Genomic DNA, 15,056 nt, shown 5'->3' with positions numbered 1-15,056 from the left:
AGTGAAAATCCGCTTACTGCACCACGAAACGCGCGACTGAGCCTTCCAGTGTCGACGCCTGATCGCGCAGTGCGCTGGCGGCGGCCGATGATTCCTGCACCAGCGCGGCGTTCTGCTGCGTCACGCTGTCCATCTGAACGATAGCGACGCCGACCTGCGAAATGCCGCGATTCTGCTCATCGGATGCCTGCGCGATTTCGGCGAGGATGCTGGTTACGTTGCCAACGGAATGTACAATTTCATCCATGGTTTTACCGGCCTGACCTACCAGCTGTGAACCACTGCTGATACGCGCCACCGATTCGCCAATCAGGGTTTCGATCTCTTTGGCCGCCTGAGCGCTGCGCTGCGCCAGACTGCGCACCTCACTGGCGACCACGGCAAAGCCGCGTCCCTGCTCACCGGCGCGCGCTGCTTCTACTGCTGCGTTTAACGCCAGGATATTGGTCTGGAAAGCAATGCTGTTAATGACGGTGGTGATTTCAGCGATTTTGCCGGAGCTGGCGCTGATCTGGTCCATGGTTTCAACCACGCCTTTGACCAGCGAGCCGCCCTGATTGGCCTTCTCCGAAGTGGCGCGCGCCAGTTCGCTGGAGTGATGAATGTTTTCAACGTTCTGCTTCACGGTAGCGGTTAACTGCTCCATGCTGGCTGCCGTCTGCTCCAGCGCGGCCGCCTGCTCCTCGGTGCGGGCGGAAAGATCGTTATTGCCTGCAGCAATTTCTGCGGAAGCGTGGCTGACCTGCATCACGCCGCTGCGAATGTTACCAATGATGCCGCGCAGATCGTTGCTCATCTCACCGACCGCCTGCATCAGCTCGCCCAGTTCGTCCTTACGCGAAGTGTGCAGTTGTACGCTCAAGTCTCCCTGCGCAATCTGCCGCGCGACGTTCAGTGTTACCGCTAAAGGACGGGTAATCTGCCGGGTGATAAATACCGCAATCAGAATGCTGATTACCACAGCCGCCGCCAGGATCAGCGACATCCACAGGATTGCCCGGGCGATATCCTGGTGCGTGGCGGCCAGCTGCTGGGTAAATAATTGATTACTGGTATTAGTCAGATGCAGGCCCGCGATGGCAAGCTGGCGGGTCGCTTCCACTTCTTCTTCCGCGGAGGCGTTGTAGTCCTGCACGCTGTCGCGTCTGGCCGCCAGCGTTACGGCAATTTTATCCAGCGCGTTGCTGTCATCAGCGCTCAGGCGTGGTCGTGCCTGGTCAATGAGTTGAATCGTTTCAGCTATAAAGCCTGACAAAGCCAGACGGTTTTCTTCACTGTTGTCCAGCGCCATCAGCTTTACACGAATACTGATACCATTCAGATATTTAGCGATTTCATTGAGCGCGGTTGCCGTATCCTGCTGTGTGCTGACGTAGTTTCTGGCCAGCGCGGCAACCGCCGTGGTTTCGTCACTGAAGCGCAGCGCCTGCAGAATGCTCTGGCGCTTATGCACTTCGTTCACCGTTTCTGCACGATGCTGACGATAAAGGTTCATCGCAGCCGGCAGAGAGGCAATCAGCGCGGTCTGCGCGCTATCCCATCGCCAGGTTTTCAGCTGGTTGATACTGCCCTCAATCGCCTGCAGTCGCGATTCGTTGTCGGCAATGAATTTTTCATCGTGGGTTTTTACGTATTGCAGGCGGGCATCTTTAGCCTGCGCGAACTGATCGTTAATGCCTTTCAACTGGCTGAGTTTTTCCGCACGTTCCGCGATGTCGTGCAGATTTTTGATGCCACAGGAAGCTACAGCAATGCTGAGGATAAGCAGCACACCAAACCCGAGCATGAGTTTTCTGCTGACTCTGATATCTTCCAAAAAAACACGTATTTTTTTCATTAAGGTGAATCTCCCTGGTTGTTGTTGTCCACGCTTTTGCCTGATGGCAATGGCGTTATCGGCAGGGAGATGATTAATTTCAATTAAAATAATTAAAAAACATATAATCACCTAAATTTATTAGATGAGCTATGCTTGGGGAAGGGCTGCAACGGTAGGGCAGGCGTGGAGCTCGAGTTTTCTGTTTTAGACTGGTACTGATTTTGGCGGATAGCGGTGCGGGGGAAAGTATTGACGCAACCTGCCGGTTTGTCAAAGCGCCGGGATTTCAGGCGAAGGGCCCGATAGCCCTCAGGCCAGGCGTTGCGCCTGAGGACATTCCGCTACGCCTGAAATCCTCAGGACTCCGCTGGCTGGTTCGTCAGCCACTGAGCGGCGCTGGTGGTGGCAATGTGCTCGCCGTAGTTAAACGTCTCCTGTTTAGGCCATGCCACACCGTCCGGACGGGCAAAGGCCAGCCGGTAGGCCGCGCCAGTATCATGGGGATGACGCTCTGCATCTTCCCTTAGCCTTTCCCGGCTAAGTAATACTCGCCTGACCGCGCTTTGCCAGTGAGATTGCATCAGGTCAGCCAGCTCTGCGTAAGTCAGCGTATCGCCAGCGATATAAACAATGTCGTTCTGAAAAGCGGGCTGATGAAAGAAGATATCGGCTGTCAGCTGCCCGATGTCGTCTGGCGTGGTGAGTGTCAGGGCATAGTTCCAGTCACCGAGGGCATAAACCGTTTTATTCCCGGCATCGATCACGCCAAAATCGGGTTCAAACAGATAGCTGGTAAAAATACCGGTCGAAACAATTACCCAGTCAGTGTTGCTTTGGGCGCGCAGCAGGTGGCGCACTTCAAGCTGCTCATCCCACACCGGTTGCCCACTCTCTTTGCCGATAACGTCATAATCCACGCCAAACTGCCAGGGAAAATAGCGGGCGACACCCGCCTTCAGCACGGCCTGAGTAATTCTGAGCTGCGTTCCCGGCCCGCCGACAAAACCACTGCAATTAATGATGGCATCATAAGTGCGAAATAATGCTGAGAGTTCGCTCAGGCTATTTTTCTGCAGGTCGCCTTCCGCCACGGTGATATTTAGCTTTTGCAGCGCATCCAGCCGGGTTTTAAGTGGGCCGGACGTGGCATGTGCAGCCTCGCTTCTGAGTAATACACTTATTTTAATCAGAGGATGTTGCTGCACTTTTTTAACCATGGCGTTTAACACCGCCATGCCTAATTCTCCTGCGCCGAGGATAAGAATATTTTCGACATGTTGATCAACGGGTAGCATGCTTGTCTCCTTAGGTTATATCCGTCATCCTGACAGCGGACAAACCCTGATTCAATCAGGTACACCCGTGATACCGGAGGAGAGATGGAACCCAATCGCGAAGCCCTGCTGCAGTTTTCCAGACAATTTTGTGAGGCGTTGAGTCACGATGATGAAACATTAAAGCGTGAAATTCTTTCACACGCCGGCAATCGCTGGTCGCTGGGTATATTGCATATTCTGGTCACCCATGGACCGTTGCGCCATGCAGAAATGGGTCGTTTACTACAGGGTGTCACACAACGAATGCTGACGCGCACACTGCGTACGCTTGAGCGTGACGGCCTTATATCCCGTTGTGATTATCAGGAAAAAGTACCGCGTGTCGTCTATACGGCCACGGACGCGGGCGAAGAAATGATGATGAAAATGATGCCGCTCTGGGCGTGGATTATTTCGTCGGCCGACTATTTTAAGCAAAGCAGGATTACGTTTGATACTCCTGGTCAGTAATGGCATTAAATTGCGCGATGACGACCTTGCTGAGGATGCGTGATTATTTCCCTGCTGCCAATAGTGCAAATTTTTTTGCACTATTAATCCTGTCCCGGTTTTGACAGGTTGTCTCGTGAGAATTCACGCATTGAGAGCAGCACGGGCATCAGATTATGGCCTGCATGCGTGAGTGCGTATTCAACACGCGGGGGCTGTTCACCAAAATCAGTGCGGGTTATCAGCCCATCACGTTCAAGCTTGCGCAGATGTTGAGTCAGAACTTCATGCGATATCTCCGGCATACTCTTCATGAATTGCGAGTGACGCATCGCAGGCTCCGCAAATAATCTGAATAAAATCTGCAGTGTCCATCTGCCGGAAATAATAGTTAAACATTGCGTGACATAAGCGACCGAACCTTCTGGTCCGAGACAACGTGTTTTCTCATCATCGCCTACAGGCACTTTCAGGTGCGTAATTGATTCATTCATCAGTTTATTTTCCAATAGATTTTTCACGTATTCTGGAGAACAGTAATGGATCTGAAACTCGACGGCAAAATTGCTCTGATAACGGGTAGCACCAAAGGTATTGGAGAAGCGGTAGCCAGAGAGCTTGCCGCTGAAGGCACCCGCGTTATTATACATGGCCGGGATCCGGCTAAAGCTGAAAATATCGCCAGCGATATCATAAAGCAAGGTGGACAAGCGTACGCAGTAACGGGAGATTTAACCCGTGAGGCAGATATTCAACTGCTTTATCAGCAAGTCTGTTCGCTTGTACAATCCGTTGATATTGTTATTAATAATGCGGGTGGCTCCGGCCCCACAGAGGACTGGACGTCTTCTTTGCCAGAAACCTGGGCGGCTGGGTATGATAAAAATGTCCTTTCAGCCTTACGTGTCATTAATCTTTTTCTTCCTGGGATGCGTGAACAAAAGTGGGGCAGAATCATTAATATTTCGAGCCTGGCAGCGTTGATGCCTCCCGCCAGGCGTCCGGATTATGCTGCTGCTAAAGCAGGGATTATTGCCATGACCTCATCGCTGGCAAAAGCGGTCGCACACGATGGTGTAACCGTAAATACTCTCTCACCGGGTACTATTCATAGTGCAAGCCTCGAAAAAGCATTTCGTCAAACGGCCAAAGATGCAGGGCTTTCAGCTGACGCGCCATGGGAAGATATTGAACAGGCCGTATTGCCCCTTTATGCCAATGTGCCCATGGCGCGCGTAGGGACGCTCAAAGAAATAGCGGACGCCATCACCTTTCTGGCCAGCCCGTTGTCGGGTTACATAACGGGTTCAAATTTAAGGCTTGATGGCGGTATGTGGCCCGGACTTTAAAGCCCGCCGCACAACATCCTGAATAAAATCTCTGTTTCAGCTACTACTTCATTCGATGGCATCATCAGAGCCGATTTAATTATCAGAACTTAGCAGGCTGCTGTTGCAGCCCTGCTTATACCCTAACGTCATCCTCTTGATGCGCGCAGTCCCGGTCGATATGCCCAATCCTGTTTATTGACAGTCCACACCTGGTCATGCATATTGTTATGTTATAACGTAACAATGAAAGTATCATGATGAAAAACTCGCTCTCCCTGATTATTGCGGCGCTGCTGTCGCTTCCTGTATTCAATGCTAATGCCAGTAACTATCCGCTCACCGTTGATAACTGCGGTGTCAAAGAGACCTTCGCTCATCCGCCTGCGCGCGTCGTCACCGTTGGCCAGCATGAAACGGAACTGCTGCTGGCGCTCGGTCTGGCAGATAAAATTGCCGCAACCTCGGTGTGGTTTGGCGCGCTGCCCGCCGATTTGCAAGGGCAGGGCAGCCAGCTTAAACGGCTGGCCGATAACGCCCCAGGCTTTGAAGCGGTGGTGGCGCAGCGCCCGGAGTTGGTGCTGGCGCAGTACAGCTGGCACGTCGGGCCGCAGGGTGAAGTCGCCACGCGTGAACAGTTTGAACAGCTCGGCATCCGAACCTGGATTTCGCCTGCCGACTGCATCGGCAAAGCCGTCACCACCACGTCCAATAGCGACGGTGCACGCACAACACCGTATGGGATCGAGGTGATATTTGCGGAAATCAGCGCGCTGGCGCGCATTTTTGATGTGCCGGCGCGTGGCGAAGCGCTCAAACAGCAGCTGGCCGCTCGTATAGCACAGGTTCAGCAGCAGCTGCACAAATCGCCATCAGCGCCATTGAAGGTGGTTTACTGGTTTTCCAGCCCGCGCCTGAAAGGCGATCCCTGGATAGCCGGCAATAAGGGGGCGCCGGGCTGGATTAGCCAGACGCTCGGTCTGACGAATATTATTGATTCAGATGAAGAGTGGCCGGCAGTGACCTGGGAGCACATCGTCTCCGCGCAGCCTGACATCATCGTGATTGCCAGCATGGCGCGGCGGCTCTATCCCGCTGATGACGTCGCGGTTAAAAAACACTTTCTGCAAAGCGATCCGGTGACGCGTGAAATGCCTGCGGTGAAGAACGGCCACATCGTGGTGGTGCCGGCGATGTCGCTCAATCCATCCTTGCGCAATGTAGAGGCCGTGGAGCTGATCGGTCAGCAGATCGCTGCTTTCGCACCTGCCCGATGAGCGCTCACGCTATCTGCTACTGGCGCACCGGCCTGCTGATTGCTGCGGGCGCGCTCAGCCTGCCGGTGATGATGACGCTGGCCGCGGCGACCGGCGATGTCGCGATCAGCTTTACCCTGACCGCGCAGGCCATCACCAATGGTCTTGGCATCACCCATTACGACCTGCCGGCGCTGGAAGCCGGCATCGTCTGGCAATACCGCATGAGCCGCGCGCTGATGGCGGCGAGCAGCGGCGGCGGGCTGGCACTGTGTGGGCTGGTGTTGCAGTCGTTGCTGCGCAATTCGCTGGCCGACCCTTATCTGCTGGGTATTTCCGCCGGTGCATCAACCGGCGCGGTGTGCGTGATGCTGCTTGGCATCGGCGGCGGTGCCATCACCACCGGTGCCGGCGCGTTTGGCGGTGCCTGCCTCGCATTTATGCTGATTGTTCTGCTCTCCGGCGGCATGCGGGAAAACACCGCGCGCATCATTCTGGCCGGTATTGCCGGGACACAATTATTTAATGCGCTGACCGCCTATATTGTCAGCACGGCGGCCAATGCTGAGCAGTCGCGCGGCGTGATGTTCTGGATGCTCGGCAGCCTGAGCGGCGTGCGCTGGGCAGATGCATTACTGTGTTTTGCCGTAACCTTCGCCGGTCTGCTGATGGTGCTCTATCATGCGCGCGCGCTGGATACCTTCTCCTTTGGCGCGGAAGTCTCCGCGACGCTGGGCACGCAGGTTTCAGCGGTGCGCATCGTATTACTGCTGACCACTGCGTTAGTGACGGCGGTGATCGTCAGCGCGATTGGTGCGGTCGGTTTTGTCGGGCTGGTGATCCCGCATATCACCCGCATGATTGCCGGGGCGCGTCACCTGGTGACGATTCCGCTCGCGTTTCTGGGCGGCTGCCATTTCATGGTGATTGCCGACCTGGTATCACGCACGTTAATCACCCATCAGGTGCTGCCGATAGGCGTGGTGACGGCGTTAGTCGGCGCCCCGGTGTTCGCCCTGATTCTGCATCGCAACCGGGAGAAATCATGAAATATGTCGCGGTGGATAAACTGAGCGTGACGCTACAGGCGCGCAGCGTGTTATCTGACATCAGTTTTGCGGCGCAGCGGGGACAAACGGTCGGGTTGCTCGGCCCTAATGGCTCGGGCAAATCGACGCTAATCCGTGCGCTGGCGGGCGTTCAGCCCTGTGCTTATAACGGGCTGGAGATGGGCGGCACGCGGCTGAACCAACTCAGCCGGCGGCAGCGTGCCCGTACGCTGGCCTTCGTGCCGCAGCATGCCGAAATGGAAGCTGAGATGTGCGTCAGCGACATCGTGCGTCTGGGGCGGGCGCCGCATCGCAACGCGTTCAGCCCGTGGCGGACGGCAGATGAAACGGCGGTGCAGCACGCGCTGTCGCTGATGAAACTGGATGCGCTGGCCGGGCGGTCGTGGCAGCGGCTGTCCGGTGGTGAACGCCAGCGCTGCCAGATCGCGCGTGCGCTTGCGCAGCAGCCGGATATCCTGTTGCTGGATGAGCCGATTAACCATCTGGATATTCAGTTTCAGCTCGAGCTGATGCGGCTGATTGCCGCACTGCCGGTCACGGTGATTGTGGCCCTGCACGACCTGAATCTGGCGGCAAAATTTTGCCAGCATCTGGTGGTGCTGCAGCACGGGCAAGTGGTGGCGAGCGGTGAGCCCGCCGCCGTGCTGACGCCTGCCCTGATTCAGCGGACGTGGCAGGTCGAGGCCATCGTCAACCGCAGCGAGCGCGGCACCATGAATATTCAGTACGCCTGAACCGGGCTGATCTTAACGTTCGTCGAACGGCACGCCGCCTTTGGATTTATGATGCTTCGGCGTTTCGATAATCGACACGGTGACCACATCAGCATCGATCTCAAACGAATCCACCACCGCCTGGGTGATGGCTTTGAGTAATTTTTTCTTCTGCTCAACGCTACGGCCTTCCGCAGCATAAACGACAATCTCTGGCATAACGGCGTTTCCTCACGGGTTAGAGTTCTTCTCAAGCATACCTCAGCCACGCTGCTGCGCGCAGCGTTAACCTGTCGCGACGGTTAAAAGGCAACAAGCGGCTGACGAACTCCCTGCAAACGCCATGTGTTAAAGTGTGAATTGTTATGTTATAACGTAATTGATTCGATGATAGTGTAACGGTTTATTCGGAAAATTTAATGAAATCAATGCAAAATTTGCTGATCGCTGCGGCGCTCGGCCTGGCTTCCTGCACCGTTGTGGCGGCGAGCACACCCGAGAAACCGGTGCGGATTGCCGCACCGTTTGAAATTAAAGGCAGCGATCCGGCGCTCTCCGGCGACATTCTGTTGCGCATGGATGTGGTTGAAACGCTGGTAGAAGTGAACGAACGCGGTGAGCCGGTGGCGGCGCTGGCGCAGCGCTGGCAGGTCTCTGACGATAGGCTGCGCTGGCAGTTCCAGCTGCGCGACGGCGTGCATTTTCACGATGGCTCGCTGCTGGATGCGGTTGCCGTGGTGAAATCACTCAACACCGCACGCGGTAAAGCGGGTTTACTCGACAAAACGCCAATCGCCGACATCAGCGGGGCAGGGCAGCTTGTCACCATCACGCTGCGTGAACCCTTCACGCCGCTGCTGTCGGTCCTGGCGGAAAGCCGCTCGCAAATCCTCGCACTGGCCAGCTGGGATACGCAGGGCAACATCACGCGCATTATTGGCAGCGGACCGTTTAAGCTTACCTCCTTCCAGCCGCCGCAGTCGCTGACGGTGGCGCGCTTCGCGGATTACTGGGGCGAGAAACCGGCGATTGCCACCGCCAGCTATCTGGCGACCGGCCGCGCGGAAACCCGTGCGCTGCTGGCAGAAAGCGGTGATGCAGATTACGTGTTTAACCTTGATGCCGCCAGCCGGCAGCGGCTGGCACGCAAAGCGTCGCTGCACATTCCGGCGATTCCGGTGCCGCGCACGTTGATGCTGAAGCTTAATCTGGCCGATCCGCTGCTGGCGGAACAGCCGGTGCGTGAGGCGATCAGCATGGCGATCGATCGCAACGCGCTGGCGCAGGCGGTGCTGCGTTATCCGGGCGCAGCCAGCCAGCTGTTTCCCCCTAACATGGCAGAATGGCACAACACGGCACTCACGCCGCTGCACTATCAGCCGCAGCAGGCTGCTCAGTTATTACAGTCGGCCGGCTGGCAACGCGGCGCGGATGGCGTACTGACGCGCAACGGCCAGCGCTTTAGCCTGACGCTGCTGACCTATCCCGATCGCCCTGAGCTGCCGCTGATGGCGATGGTGATTCAGCAGCAGCTGCGTCAGGTTGGCATAGACGTGCGAATTAACGCGACCAACGCCAGCGAGATCCCGGCACAGCACCACAACAACCGTCTGCAGCTGGCGCTGTTTGCGCGCAACTTTGCCCTGACGCCCGATCCGACCGGAACGCTGCTGCAGGATTATGGCACCCACGGCGGTGACTGGGGGGCGATGAACTGGCATGCGGCAGGCTTCGACGCGGCGCTCCATACGCTGACGCAATCCACCGATGGCGCAGCCCGCGCCGGGGCGCGCAGCGTCATTACCCGCGCGCTGCAACAGGATCTGCCGGTGATTCCGCTGGCCTGGTATCAGCAGTCGGCGGCGGTTAACAGCCAGCTGCAGGGCGTTAAGCTCGATGCGTTTGAACGCCACTTCGGCCTGCGCCAGATGCACTGGGGGAGCCATGATTAAACAACTCAGCTGGCGCATGGCGCAGGCGCTGTTCGTGGTGCTGGCGGTAGGATTACTGACCTGGCTGCTGGTGCAGGCGCTGCCGGGCGACATGGCGTGGCGCATCGCCTCGGGGCGCTATGGTTACGATCGCGTCGATGCCGACGCGGTGGCGCGGGTACAGCAGGAGCTGGATGGAGCGCTTAGCGGCGGCAGTGCGCTGCTGCACTGGCTCTTCAATCTGCTGCAGTTTAATTTCGGCCGCTCGCTGGTTTCCGGTGAGCCGGTGATGGATGAGCTGCGCTGGCAGCTGGGCCAGACGCTGGCGCTGGCGGGCGTTTCGCTGCTGCTGGCGTTACTGCTGACGCTGCCGCTCGGCATCTGGGCCGGTTGCCATGCCAACGGCCGGCTTGACCGTGCGCTGTTCTGGCTGACCGCCTTGCTGAAATCGGTGCCGCATTTTGCACTCGGCATGCTGCTGATCCTGCTGTTCGCGCTGCAACTCGACTGGCTGCCGAGCGCCGGTCACGGCGAGCTGCGCCATTTCCTGTTGCCGGCACTGACGCTGGCACTGTCGCTGACGGCTGTCGGCGTGCGCGTGGTGCGCGAAGCCACCTGGCAGGTGGTGTCGTCCGGCTACTATCGCTGGGGAGCGCAAAAGGGACTGGCACCCGCGCGCCTGCTGCTGCGTCACGGCCTGCGTAATCTGAGCGCGCCGGTGCTGACGTGGTTTGGCATGCAGTTTGTCTGGCTGGTGGAAGGCGTGGTGGTGGTGGAAACCCTGTTTGCATGGCCGGGAATCGGTCACGCTCTGGTGCACGCCATTTTTGCGCGTGACGTACCGGTGATTCAGGCCAGCGCTATGACGCTCGGCCTGCTGTTTGTCCTGCTGAACATGCTGGTGGATGCCGGTTGTCATCTGCTCGATCCCCGGGGGGCGCGCGCATGAAGATGACGCTTTCACGCTGGGTGGGTCTGGTACTGCTGGCGGCGCTGCTGGCTTACGCGTTTGTGCTGCCGCTGATTCAGCACGGCGATCCGCTACAGCAGGATTTGCTGCAGATGCTGCAGACGCCGAACCGCAGCCATTTGCTCGGTTTCGACCATCTCGGTCGCGATATGCTAACGCGCCTCAGCGCCGCGCTGCGCCTGTCACTCGGGCTGGCAGCCCTGTGCGTGATCAGTGCGCTGATTGCGGGCGTGTTCACCGGTGTGATCAGTGCGCTGTATGGTGGCTGGCCGGAGCGATTGCTGAGCATCGTCGGCGATATGTGCCTCGCGCTGCCGGGATTGCTGCTGGTACTGCTGCTGGCCGCCATTGCGCCAGACGCGCCGCAGATGCTGTGGCTGGGCATTTCGCTGGTGCTGTGGGTGGAATTTTTCCGCGTCACGCGTGCCACGCTGCGGCCAATTGTGCAGGCGCCCGGTATGCAGGCCAGCAAACTGCTCGGGTTCTCTGCCTGGTATCGTTTTCGTCATCATCTGTGGCCTGCGCTGGCACCGGTGCTGCTGACGCTAACCTTGTTCTCTTTCAGCAGCGCCATCATGGCGGTGTCGGCGCTCGGGTTTATCAGCGTTGGCGTGCGTCCGCCCACGCCGGAGCTGGGCCTGATGATGACCGAACTGCTGCCGTTTGCGTGGGAAGCGCCGTGGCTGCTGATGCAGCCGGTAGCCGCACTGTTTTTACTGTTGATCAGCCTCAATCTGCTGATGAAAAAGGAGCGATGATGAAGGGATTACAGATCACCGGGCTGAGCGTTGCCACAGCGACTGAAATACTGGTTGAGCCGGTGGATGTGCAGCTACAACCCGGTCAGCCGCTGACGCTGCTCGGCGAAACCGGATCGGGGAAAAGTCTGCTGGCGCAGGCGATCATGGGGATATTGCCGCCATCGCTGCAGGCCAGCGGTGAGGTGATGATCAACGGCAGACGCTTTCAGCTGCCGCAGGATACGGCGCAGCTGCGTCGGCTGTGGGGCAATACGCTGGCTTCGCTGCCGCAGGAGCCGTGGCTGTCGCTCGATCCGACCATGGCGATTCAGCAACAGGTGGCGGAAGGGCATCGCTTCGTGCGCGGTTTGCCGCCCGCCGCCAGCGCTGCAGCGGCGCAGCAGGATCTGCAGCAGCTTGGTCTGGCCGCGGCGGCACGGCGTTATCCGTGGCAGCTTTCCGGCGGCATGGCACAGCGCGCCGCGTTTGCGGCAGCCCGTGCCGGTGGCGCGCAGATTCTGATTGCCGATGAGCCGACCAAAGGGCTGGATGTGGCGCGCCGCGACGAAGTCAGCCAGCTGTTACAGCGCGAAGTGGCCGATGGCGGCATGCTGTTGACCATCACCCACGACATCGCCCTGGCACGCCAGCTGGGCGGCGACGTGCTGGTGATACATAAAGGCAGCGTGATTGAACAGGGCCCGGCGCAGCAGGTGTTGCAGTCACCGCAGCAGCCTTACACGCGCGCGCTGCTGGCTGCCGATCCGGCCGTCTGGCCCGCCCGACAACAAACGGTGATCGGTGCCAGGCCGGTGATCAGCGCCCAGGACATTGTGCTGGCGCGCGGGGGCAAAAAGCTGGGTGTGCCACGCGATTTCACGCTGCACGCCGGTGAAATCGTTGGCCTGCACGGTGCCAGCGGCAGCGGCAAAAGCAGCTTCGGCGACGTGCTGTTAGGGTTGCTCGCGCCGCAGCAGGGCCGCGTAACGCACCACGCTGATGCGGATGCGCTGAAATATCAGAAAATCTATCAGGATCCTTCCGCGCTGTTTCCGCCGCAGCGCACGCTGGGGCAAAGCATCAACGATGTGCTGCGGCGTCACGCTCTCCCGCCGGCACAGCGCGATGCGCTCATGACGCGGCTGGCTTTGCATCCCGCGCTGCTGACGCGGCGACCAGAGGCGCTCTCCGGCGGCGAACTGCAGCGCTTCGCGCTACTGCGGGTGATGCTGCTGCGGCCGGTATTTCTGTTTGCCGATGAGCCGACGTCACGCCTCGATCCGCTGGTGCAGCAGCAAACATGGCAGTTGATCGCGGAACTGGCGCGTGAGCAGCAGTGCGCGGTGCTGCTGGTGAGTCATGACCGCGATCTGCTGGAGAAAGGCACGCATCGGGTGATCGCCATGGAAGCGGCTTAGCGATCGGGCGGCTGGCTGTCACCGGGCCCGAGACTCCGCTGCATTACCACGGTGTCCAGCCAGCGGCCATGTTTGTAACCCACCGATTTCATCACGCCGGTGTGCTCAAAACCGAGCGCCCGGTGTACTCCCAGCGAGCCCTGGTTGGCGCTGTCGCCGATAATCGCGATGATCTGGCGAAAGCCAGCGGCTTCGGCCAGCGCCACCGCTTTTTGCAGCAACGCTTTACCGATACCGCGTCCGGTTTGCTGCGGGTCGAGATAGATAGAGTCTTCCAGCGTGAAGCGGTAGGCGTAACGCGGACGATACGGCGCGAGATAGCAGTAACCCAGCACCTGATCCTGCTCCTCAGCCACCAGCCAGTAACCGCCACGCTGATGCACGTCATTGATGCGCCGCAGCATTTCACTCTCCGCCGGCGGTTCCGTTTCGAAGGTTGCGGTGCCGTGCAGCACGTGCCAGGCGTAAATCTTCTGTATCGCCGCCGCGTGATGCGGCTGCGCGGGAATAATGTCCATATGTTCCTGCTGTTCTGCCAATGATGCTGACAGCATGCCACCGCGCCGCAGCGCAATCATCCGCATTAGTCATAGGAAATTGTGATAGTGGTTTCGCTAATGGGTTTTAAGACGATGCGCATCTCGCTCAAAATCCTAAAGCCGTACCCTGTACCAAAAATAGCTGGAAATCAGTACGGGGTACGACTAAAATGACGGGTAATTATCTGGAATTTATCGAAACGCGCGTGTTTTCAAAAGCTCGTCAGAGTCTGCTGGCAGACGATCAAGAATTTCAGGAACTGCAAATTTTTTTGCTTGAGCATCATGAGTCAGGTGACACCATTAGTCAGACCGGAGGATGCAAAAAGATTCGCTGGAGCCGGGCCGGAATGGGTAAACGTGGCGGAACAAGGATTATTTATTACACCCGCCTGAGCTCAGGCAGAATTTATCTGTTACTCATCTATCCCAAAAATGTGAAGGATGATTTAAATGAAGCAGAAAAAGCGTTGCTGAAAGTCTTTACCCAACAAATAAACCTCTAAGCCACAGACCTGCGAAGATTAAATTATGGAAAAACAGCTATTTAATGACCTGCTGGAAAGCGTACAGGAAATGGTCGCCATTGAGCAGGGTCATGAATCACCGGATATGAACCGCGTCCACCGTCATGAACTGCCGGATGTAAAGCTGATCAGAAAGAATGCTGGGCTAAAACAAGTTGAATTTGCCCATGCGATGGGCGTTAGCGTGGATCTTATTCGTAGCTGGGAGCAGCACAGACGCAACCCTACCGGTCCAGCATTGAAAATGCTTTATCTGATTCAGCAGCAGCCATTACTCATCAATGCTTTACAGGCGCTGTAATTCTTGTTGTGCCACCGATTATTATCCCGGCACGGCAGATTGTCTTTTGCGGAGCCTTCAGTAACCACTAAACGGATTGAGCTCACAAACTTTTGCTGTGAGCGAGTCCATATTTGCTGGCTTTACGCCTAATTCTGCTCTGACAACTGTACCGCCATGGTATCGGCTTCGAGCGCCTCGAAGATGTGCGGTTCATCGGCGGGATAACAAATATAATCACCGGGGAACAGTTCGACCGGCGCTTCCATCAGGCCAACCCGCGCGCGGCCGCGAGCCAGGATGATGTGTTCGACGGAACCCGGTGGATGCGGTTTTGAGGCGCGCGGTGCGCCGGGCTGGCTGGTAATCAGATACAGATCGCGGCGGCCGCCCGGCGGACAGCTGGCCAGTAGCGCGGCCTGAAAGTCTGCTAACTCTGCTGACACCACCATGCCTTCGCCACGCCGAATCACCTGCATCTTTTTCACTTCCGGCTCCATCAGCCGTGCAAACGGAATATTCAGCGCCACACACAGTGACCATAACGTCTCAATGCTGGGGTTACCGTTGCCTGCCTCCAGCTGCGACAGCGTTGACTTGGCGATGCCAGCGCGGCGCGCCACTTCTGTCAGCGAAAGTCCGGCGCGCTGGCGTTCGCGCACCAGTCCGGCGGCAATGATAGCAATGGGCGGGGTCACA

The 15,056-nt window shown here is 57.7% G+C and carries 17 protein-coding genes; 11 read left to right on the top strand and 6 right to left on the bottom strand.

Annotated features, from left to right (window positions below; all coding sequences use genetic code 11):
- Nucleotides 1–13: 13 nt before the first annotated feature.
- A complete protein-coding gene (locus C1Y43_RS07020; RefSeq protein WP_233209807.1) occupies nt 14–1,786 on the bottom strand; it encodes a methyl-accepting chemotaxis protein in 1,773 nt (590 codons plus the stop codon).
- Nucleotides 1,787–2,175: 389 nt separating this feature from the next.
- Entirely contained in the window at nt 2,176–3,114 is a 939-nt protein-coding gene (locus tag C1Y43_RS07015) for an aromatic alcohol reductase (RefSeq protein WP_104187626.1), read from the bottom strand.
- Nucleotides 3,115–3,198: 84 nt separating this feature from the next.
- On the opposite strand from C1Y43_RS07015, the gene C1Y43_RS07010 reads away from it, so the two are divergent.
- Nucleotides 3,199–3,606 carry a helix-turn-helix domain-containing protein gene (locus C1Y43_RS07010; protein WP_104187625.1) on the top strand — a complete coding sequence of 136 codons (408 nt, stop codon included), beginning with the start codon at nt 3,199–3,201 and terminating at the stop codon, nt 3,604–3,606.
- Nucleotides 3,607–3,689: 83 nt separating this feature from the next.
- Here the strand turns inward: C1Y43_RS07010 and C1Y43_RS07005 are convergent, their stop codons facing one another.
- On the bottom strand, nt 3,690–4,094 hold the full coding sequence (locus C1Y43_RS07005) for a helix-turn-helix domain-containing protein (RefSeq protein ID WP_199189143.1): 405 nt from the start codon (nt 4,092–4,094) through the stop codon (nt 3,690–3,692).
- Nucleotides 4,095–4,124: 30 nt separating this feature from the next.
- On the opposite strand from C1Y43_RS07005, the gene C1Y43_RS07000 reads away from it, so the two are divergent.
- The 4 genes from C1Y43_RS07000 (at nt 4,125) to C1Y43_RS06985 (ending at nt 7,973) form a co-directional block, all read left to right on the top strand.
- Nucleotides 4,125–4,934, top strand: coding sequence for an SDR family NAD(P)-dependent oxidoreductase (locus C1Y43_RS07000; RefSeq protein WP_104187622.1), 810 nt, complete (start codon nt 4,125–4,127; stop codon nt 4,932–4,934).
- A gap of 239 nt (nt 4,935–5,173) precedes the next feature.
- Nucleotides 5,174–6,190 (top strand): ABC transporter substrate-binding protein, encoded by a 1,017-nt coding sequence (locus C1Y43_RS06995; RefSeq protein WP_166718416.1) that lies wholly within the window; start codon nt 5,174–5,176, stop codon nt 6,188–6,190.
- A complete protein-coding gene (locus tag C1Y43_RS06990; protein ID WP_104187619.1) occupies nt 6,187–7,218 on the top strand; it encodes an iron ABC transporter permease in 1,032 nt (343 codons plus the stop codon). The genes C1Y43_RS06995 and C1Y43_RS06990 overlap by 4 nt, the downstream gene beginning before the upstream one ends.
- Nucleotides 7,215–7,973 carry an ABC transporter ATP-binding protein gene (locus C1Y43_RS06985; protein WP_058770368.1) on the top strand — a complete coding sequence of 253 codons (759 nt, stop codon included), beginning with the start codon at nt 7,215–7,217 and terminating at the stop codon, nt 7,971–7,973. Before C1Y43_RS06990 ends, C1Y43_RS06985 begins: the two co-directional genes overlap by 4 nt.
- A gap of 12 nt (nt 7,974–7,985) precedes the next feature.
- On the opposite strand, the gene C1Y43_RS06980 is transcribed toward C1Y43_RS06985, so the two are convergent.
- Nucleotides 7,986–8,171 carry a tautomerase family protein gene (locus C1Y43_RS06980; RefSeq protein WP_021508848.1) on the bottom strand — a complete coding sequence of 62 codons (186 nt, stop codon included), beginning with the start codon at nt 8,169–8,171 and terminating at the stop codon, nt 7,986–7,988.
- 200 nt (nt 8,172–8,371) lie between these two features.
- Here C1Y43_RS06980 and C1Y43_RS06975 point away from each other — a divergent pair, with 200 nt between their 5' ends.
- The 4 genes from C1Y43_RS06975 to C1Y43_RS06960 are packed head-to-tail and all read left to right on the top strand — an operon-like array spanning nt 8,372 to nt 13,011.
- Nucleotides 8,372–9,904, top strand: a complete 1,533-nt coding sequence (locus C1Y43_RS06975; RefSeq protein WP_104187617.1) for an ABC transporter substrate-binding protein — start codon at nt 8,372–8,374, stop codon at nt 9,902–9,904.
- Nucleotides 9,897–10,832 (top strand): ABC transporter permease, encoded by a 936-nt coding sequence (locus C1Y43_RS06970; protein WP_104187615.1) that lies wholly within the window; start codon nt 9,897–9,899, stop codon nt 10,830–10,832. Before C1Y43_RS06975 ends, C1Y43_RS06970 begins: the two co-directional genes overlap by 8 nt.
- A gap of 2 nt (nt 10,833–10,834) precedes the next feature.
- Entirely contained in the window at nt 10,835–11,611 is a 777-nt protein-coding gene (locus C1Y43_RS06965; protein WP_104187613.1) for an ABC transporter permease, read from the top strand.
- Nucleotides 11,611–13,011 carry an ABC transporter ATP-binding protein gene (locus C1Y43_RS06960; RefSeq protein WP_104187611.1) on the top strand — a complete coding sequence of 467 codons (1,401 nt, stop codon included), beginning with the start codon at nt 11,611–11,613 and terminating at the stop codon, nt 13,009–13,011. Before C1Y43_RS06965 ends, C1Y43_RS06960 begins: the two co-directional genes overlap by 1 nt.
- Here the strand turns inward: C1Y43_RS06960 and C1Y43_RS06955 are convergent.
- Nucleotides 13,008–13,529, bottom strand: coding sequence for a GNAT family N-acetyltransferase (locus tag C1Y43_RS06955; protein WP_104187790.1), 522 nt, complete (start codon nt 13,527–13,529; stop codon nt 13,008–13,010). The two genes, C1Y43_RS06960 and C1Y43_RS06955, sit on opposite strands and share 4 nt — an antisense overlap.
- A 191-nt stretch (nt 13,530–13,720) precedes the next feature.
- On the opposite strand from C1Y43_RS06955, the gene C1Y43_RS06950 reads away from it, so the two are divergent.
- Together C1Y43_RS06950 and nadS are read left to right on the top strand one after the other, a co-directional pair.
- Nucleotides 13,721–14,056, top strand: a complete 336-nt coding sequence (locus tag C1Y43_RS06950) for a type II toxin-antitoxin system RelE/ParE family toxin (RefSeq protein WP_104187610.1) — start codon at nt 13,721–13,723, stop codon at nt 14,054–14,056.
- 25 nt (nt 14,057–14,081) lie between these two features.
- Nucleotides 14,082–14,378, top strand: a complete 297-nt coding sequence (gene nadS / locus C1Y43_RS06945; protein ID WP_104187608.1) for a NadS family protein — start codon at nt 14,082–14,084, stop codon at nt 14,376–14,378.
- A 128-nt stretch (nt 14,379–14,506) separates the two neighbouring features.
- Here nadS and C1Y43_RS06940 read toward each other — a convergent pair whose 3' ends face one another.
- The gene (locus C1Y43_RS06940; RefSeq protein WP_058758972.1) at nt 14,507–15,055 is read right to left on the bottom strand and encodes a helix-turn-helix domain-containing protein; all 549 of its coding nucleotides are present in this window, start codon (nt 15,053–15,055) and stop codon (nt 14,507–14,509) included.
- Nucleotide 15,056 lies beyond the last annotated feature (1 nt).

The sequence above is a fragment of the Pantoea sp. ICBG 828 genome, from assembly GCF_002928355.1.
GTDB lineage: Bacteria > Pseudomonadota > Gammaproteobacteria > Enterobacterales > Enterobacteriaceae > Pantoea > Pantoea dispersa.
The sequence above is the reverse complement of the archived record's forward strand: the minus strand, read 5'-3'. Positions and strand labels throughout refer to the sequence as shown.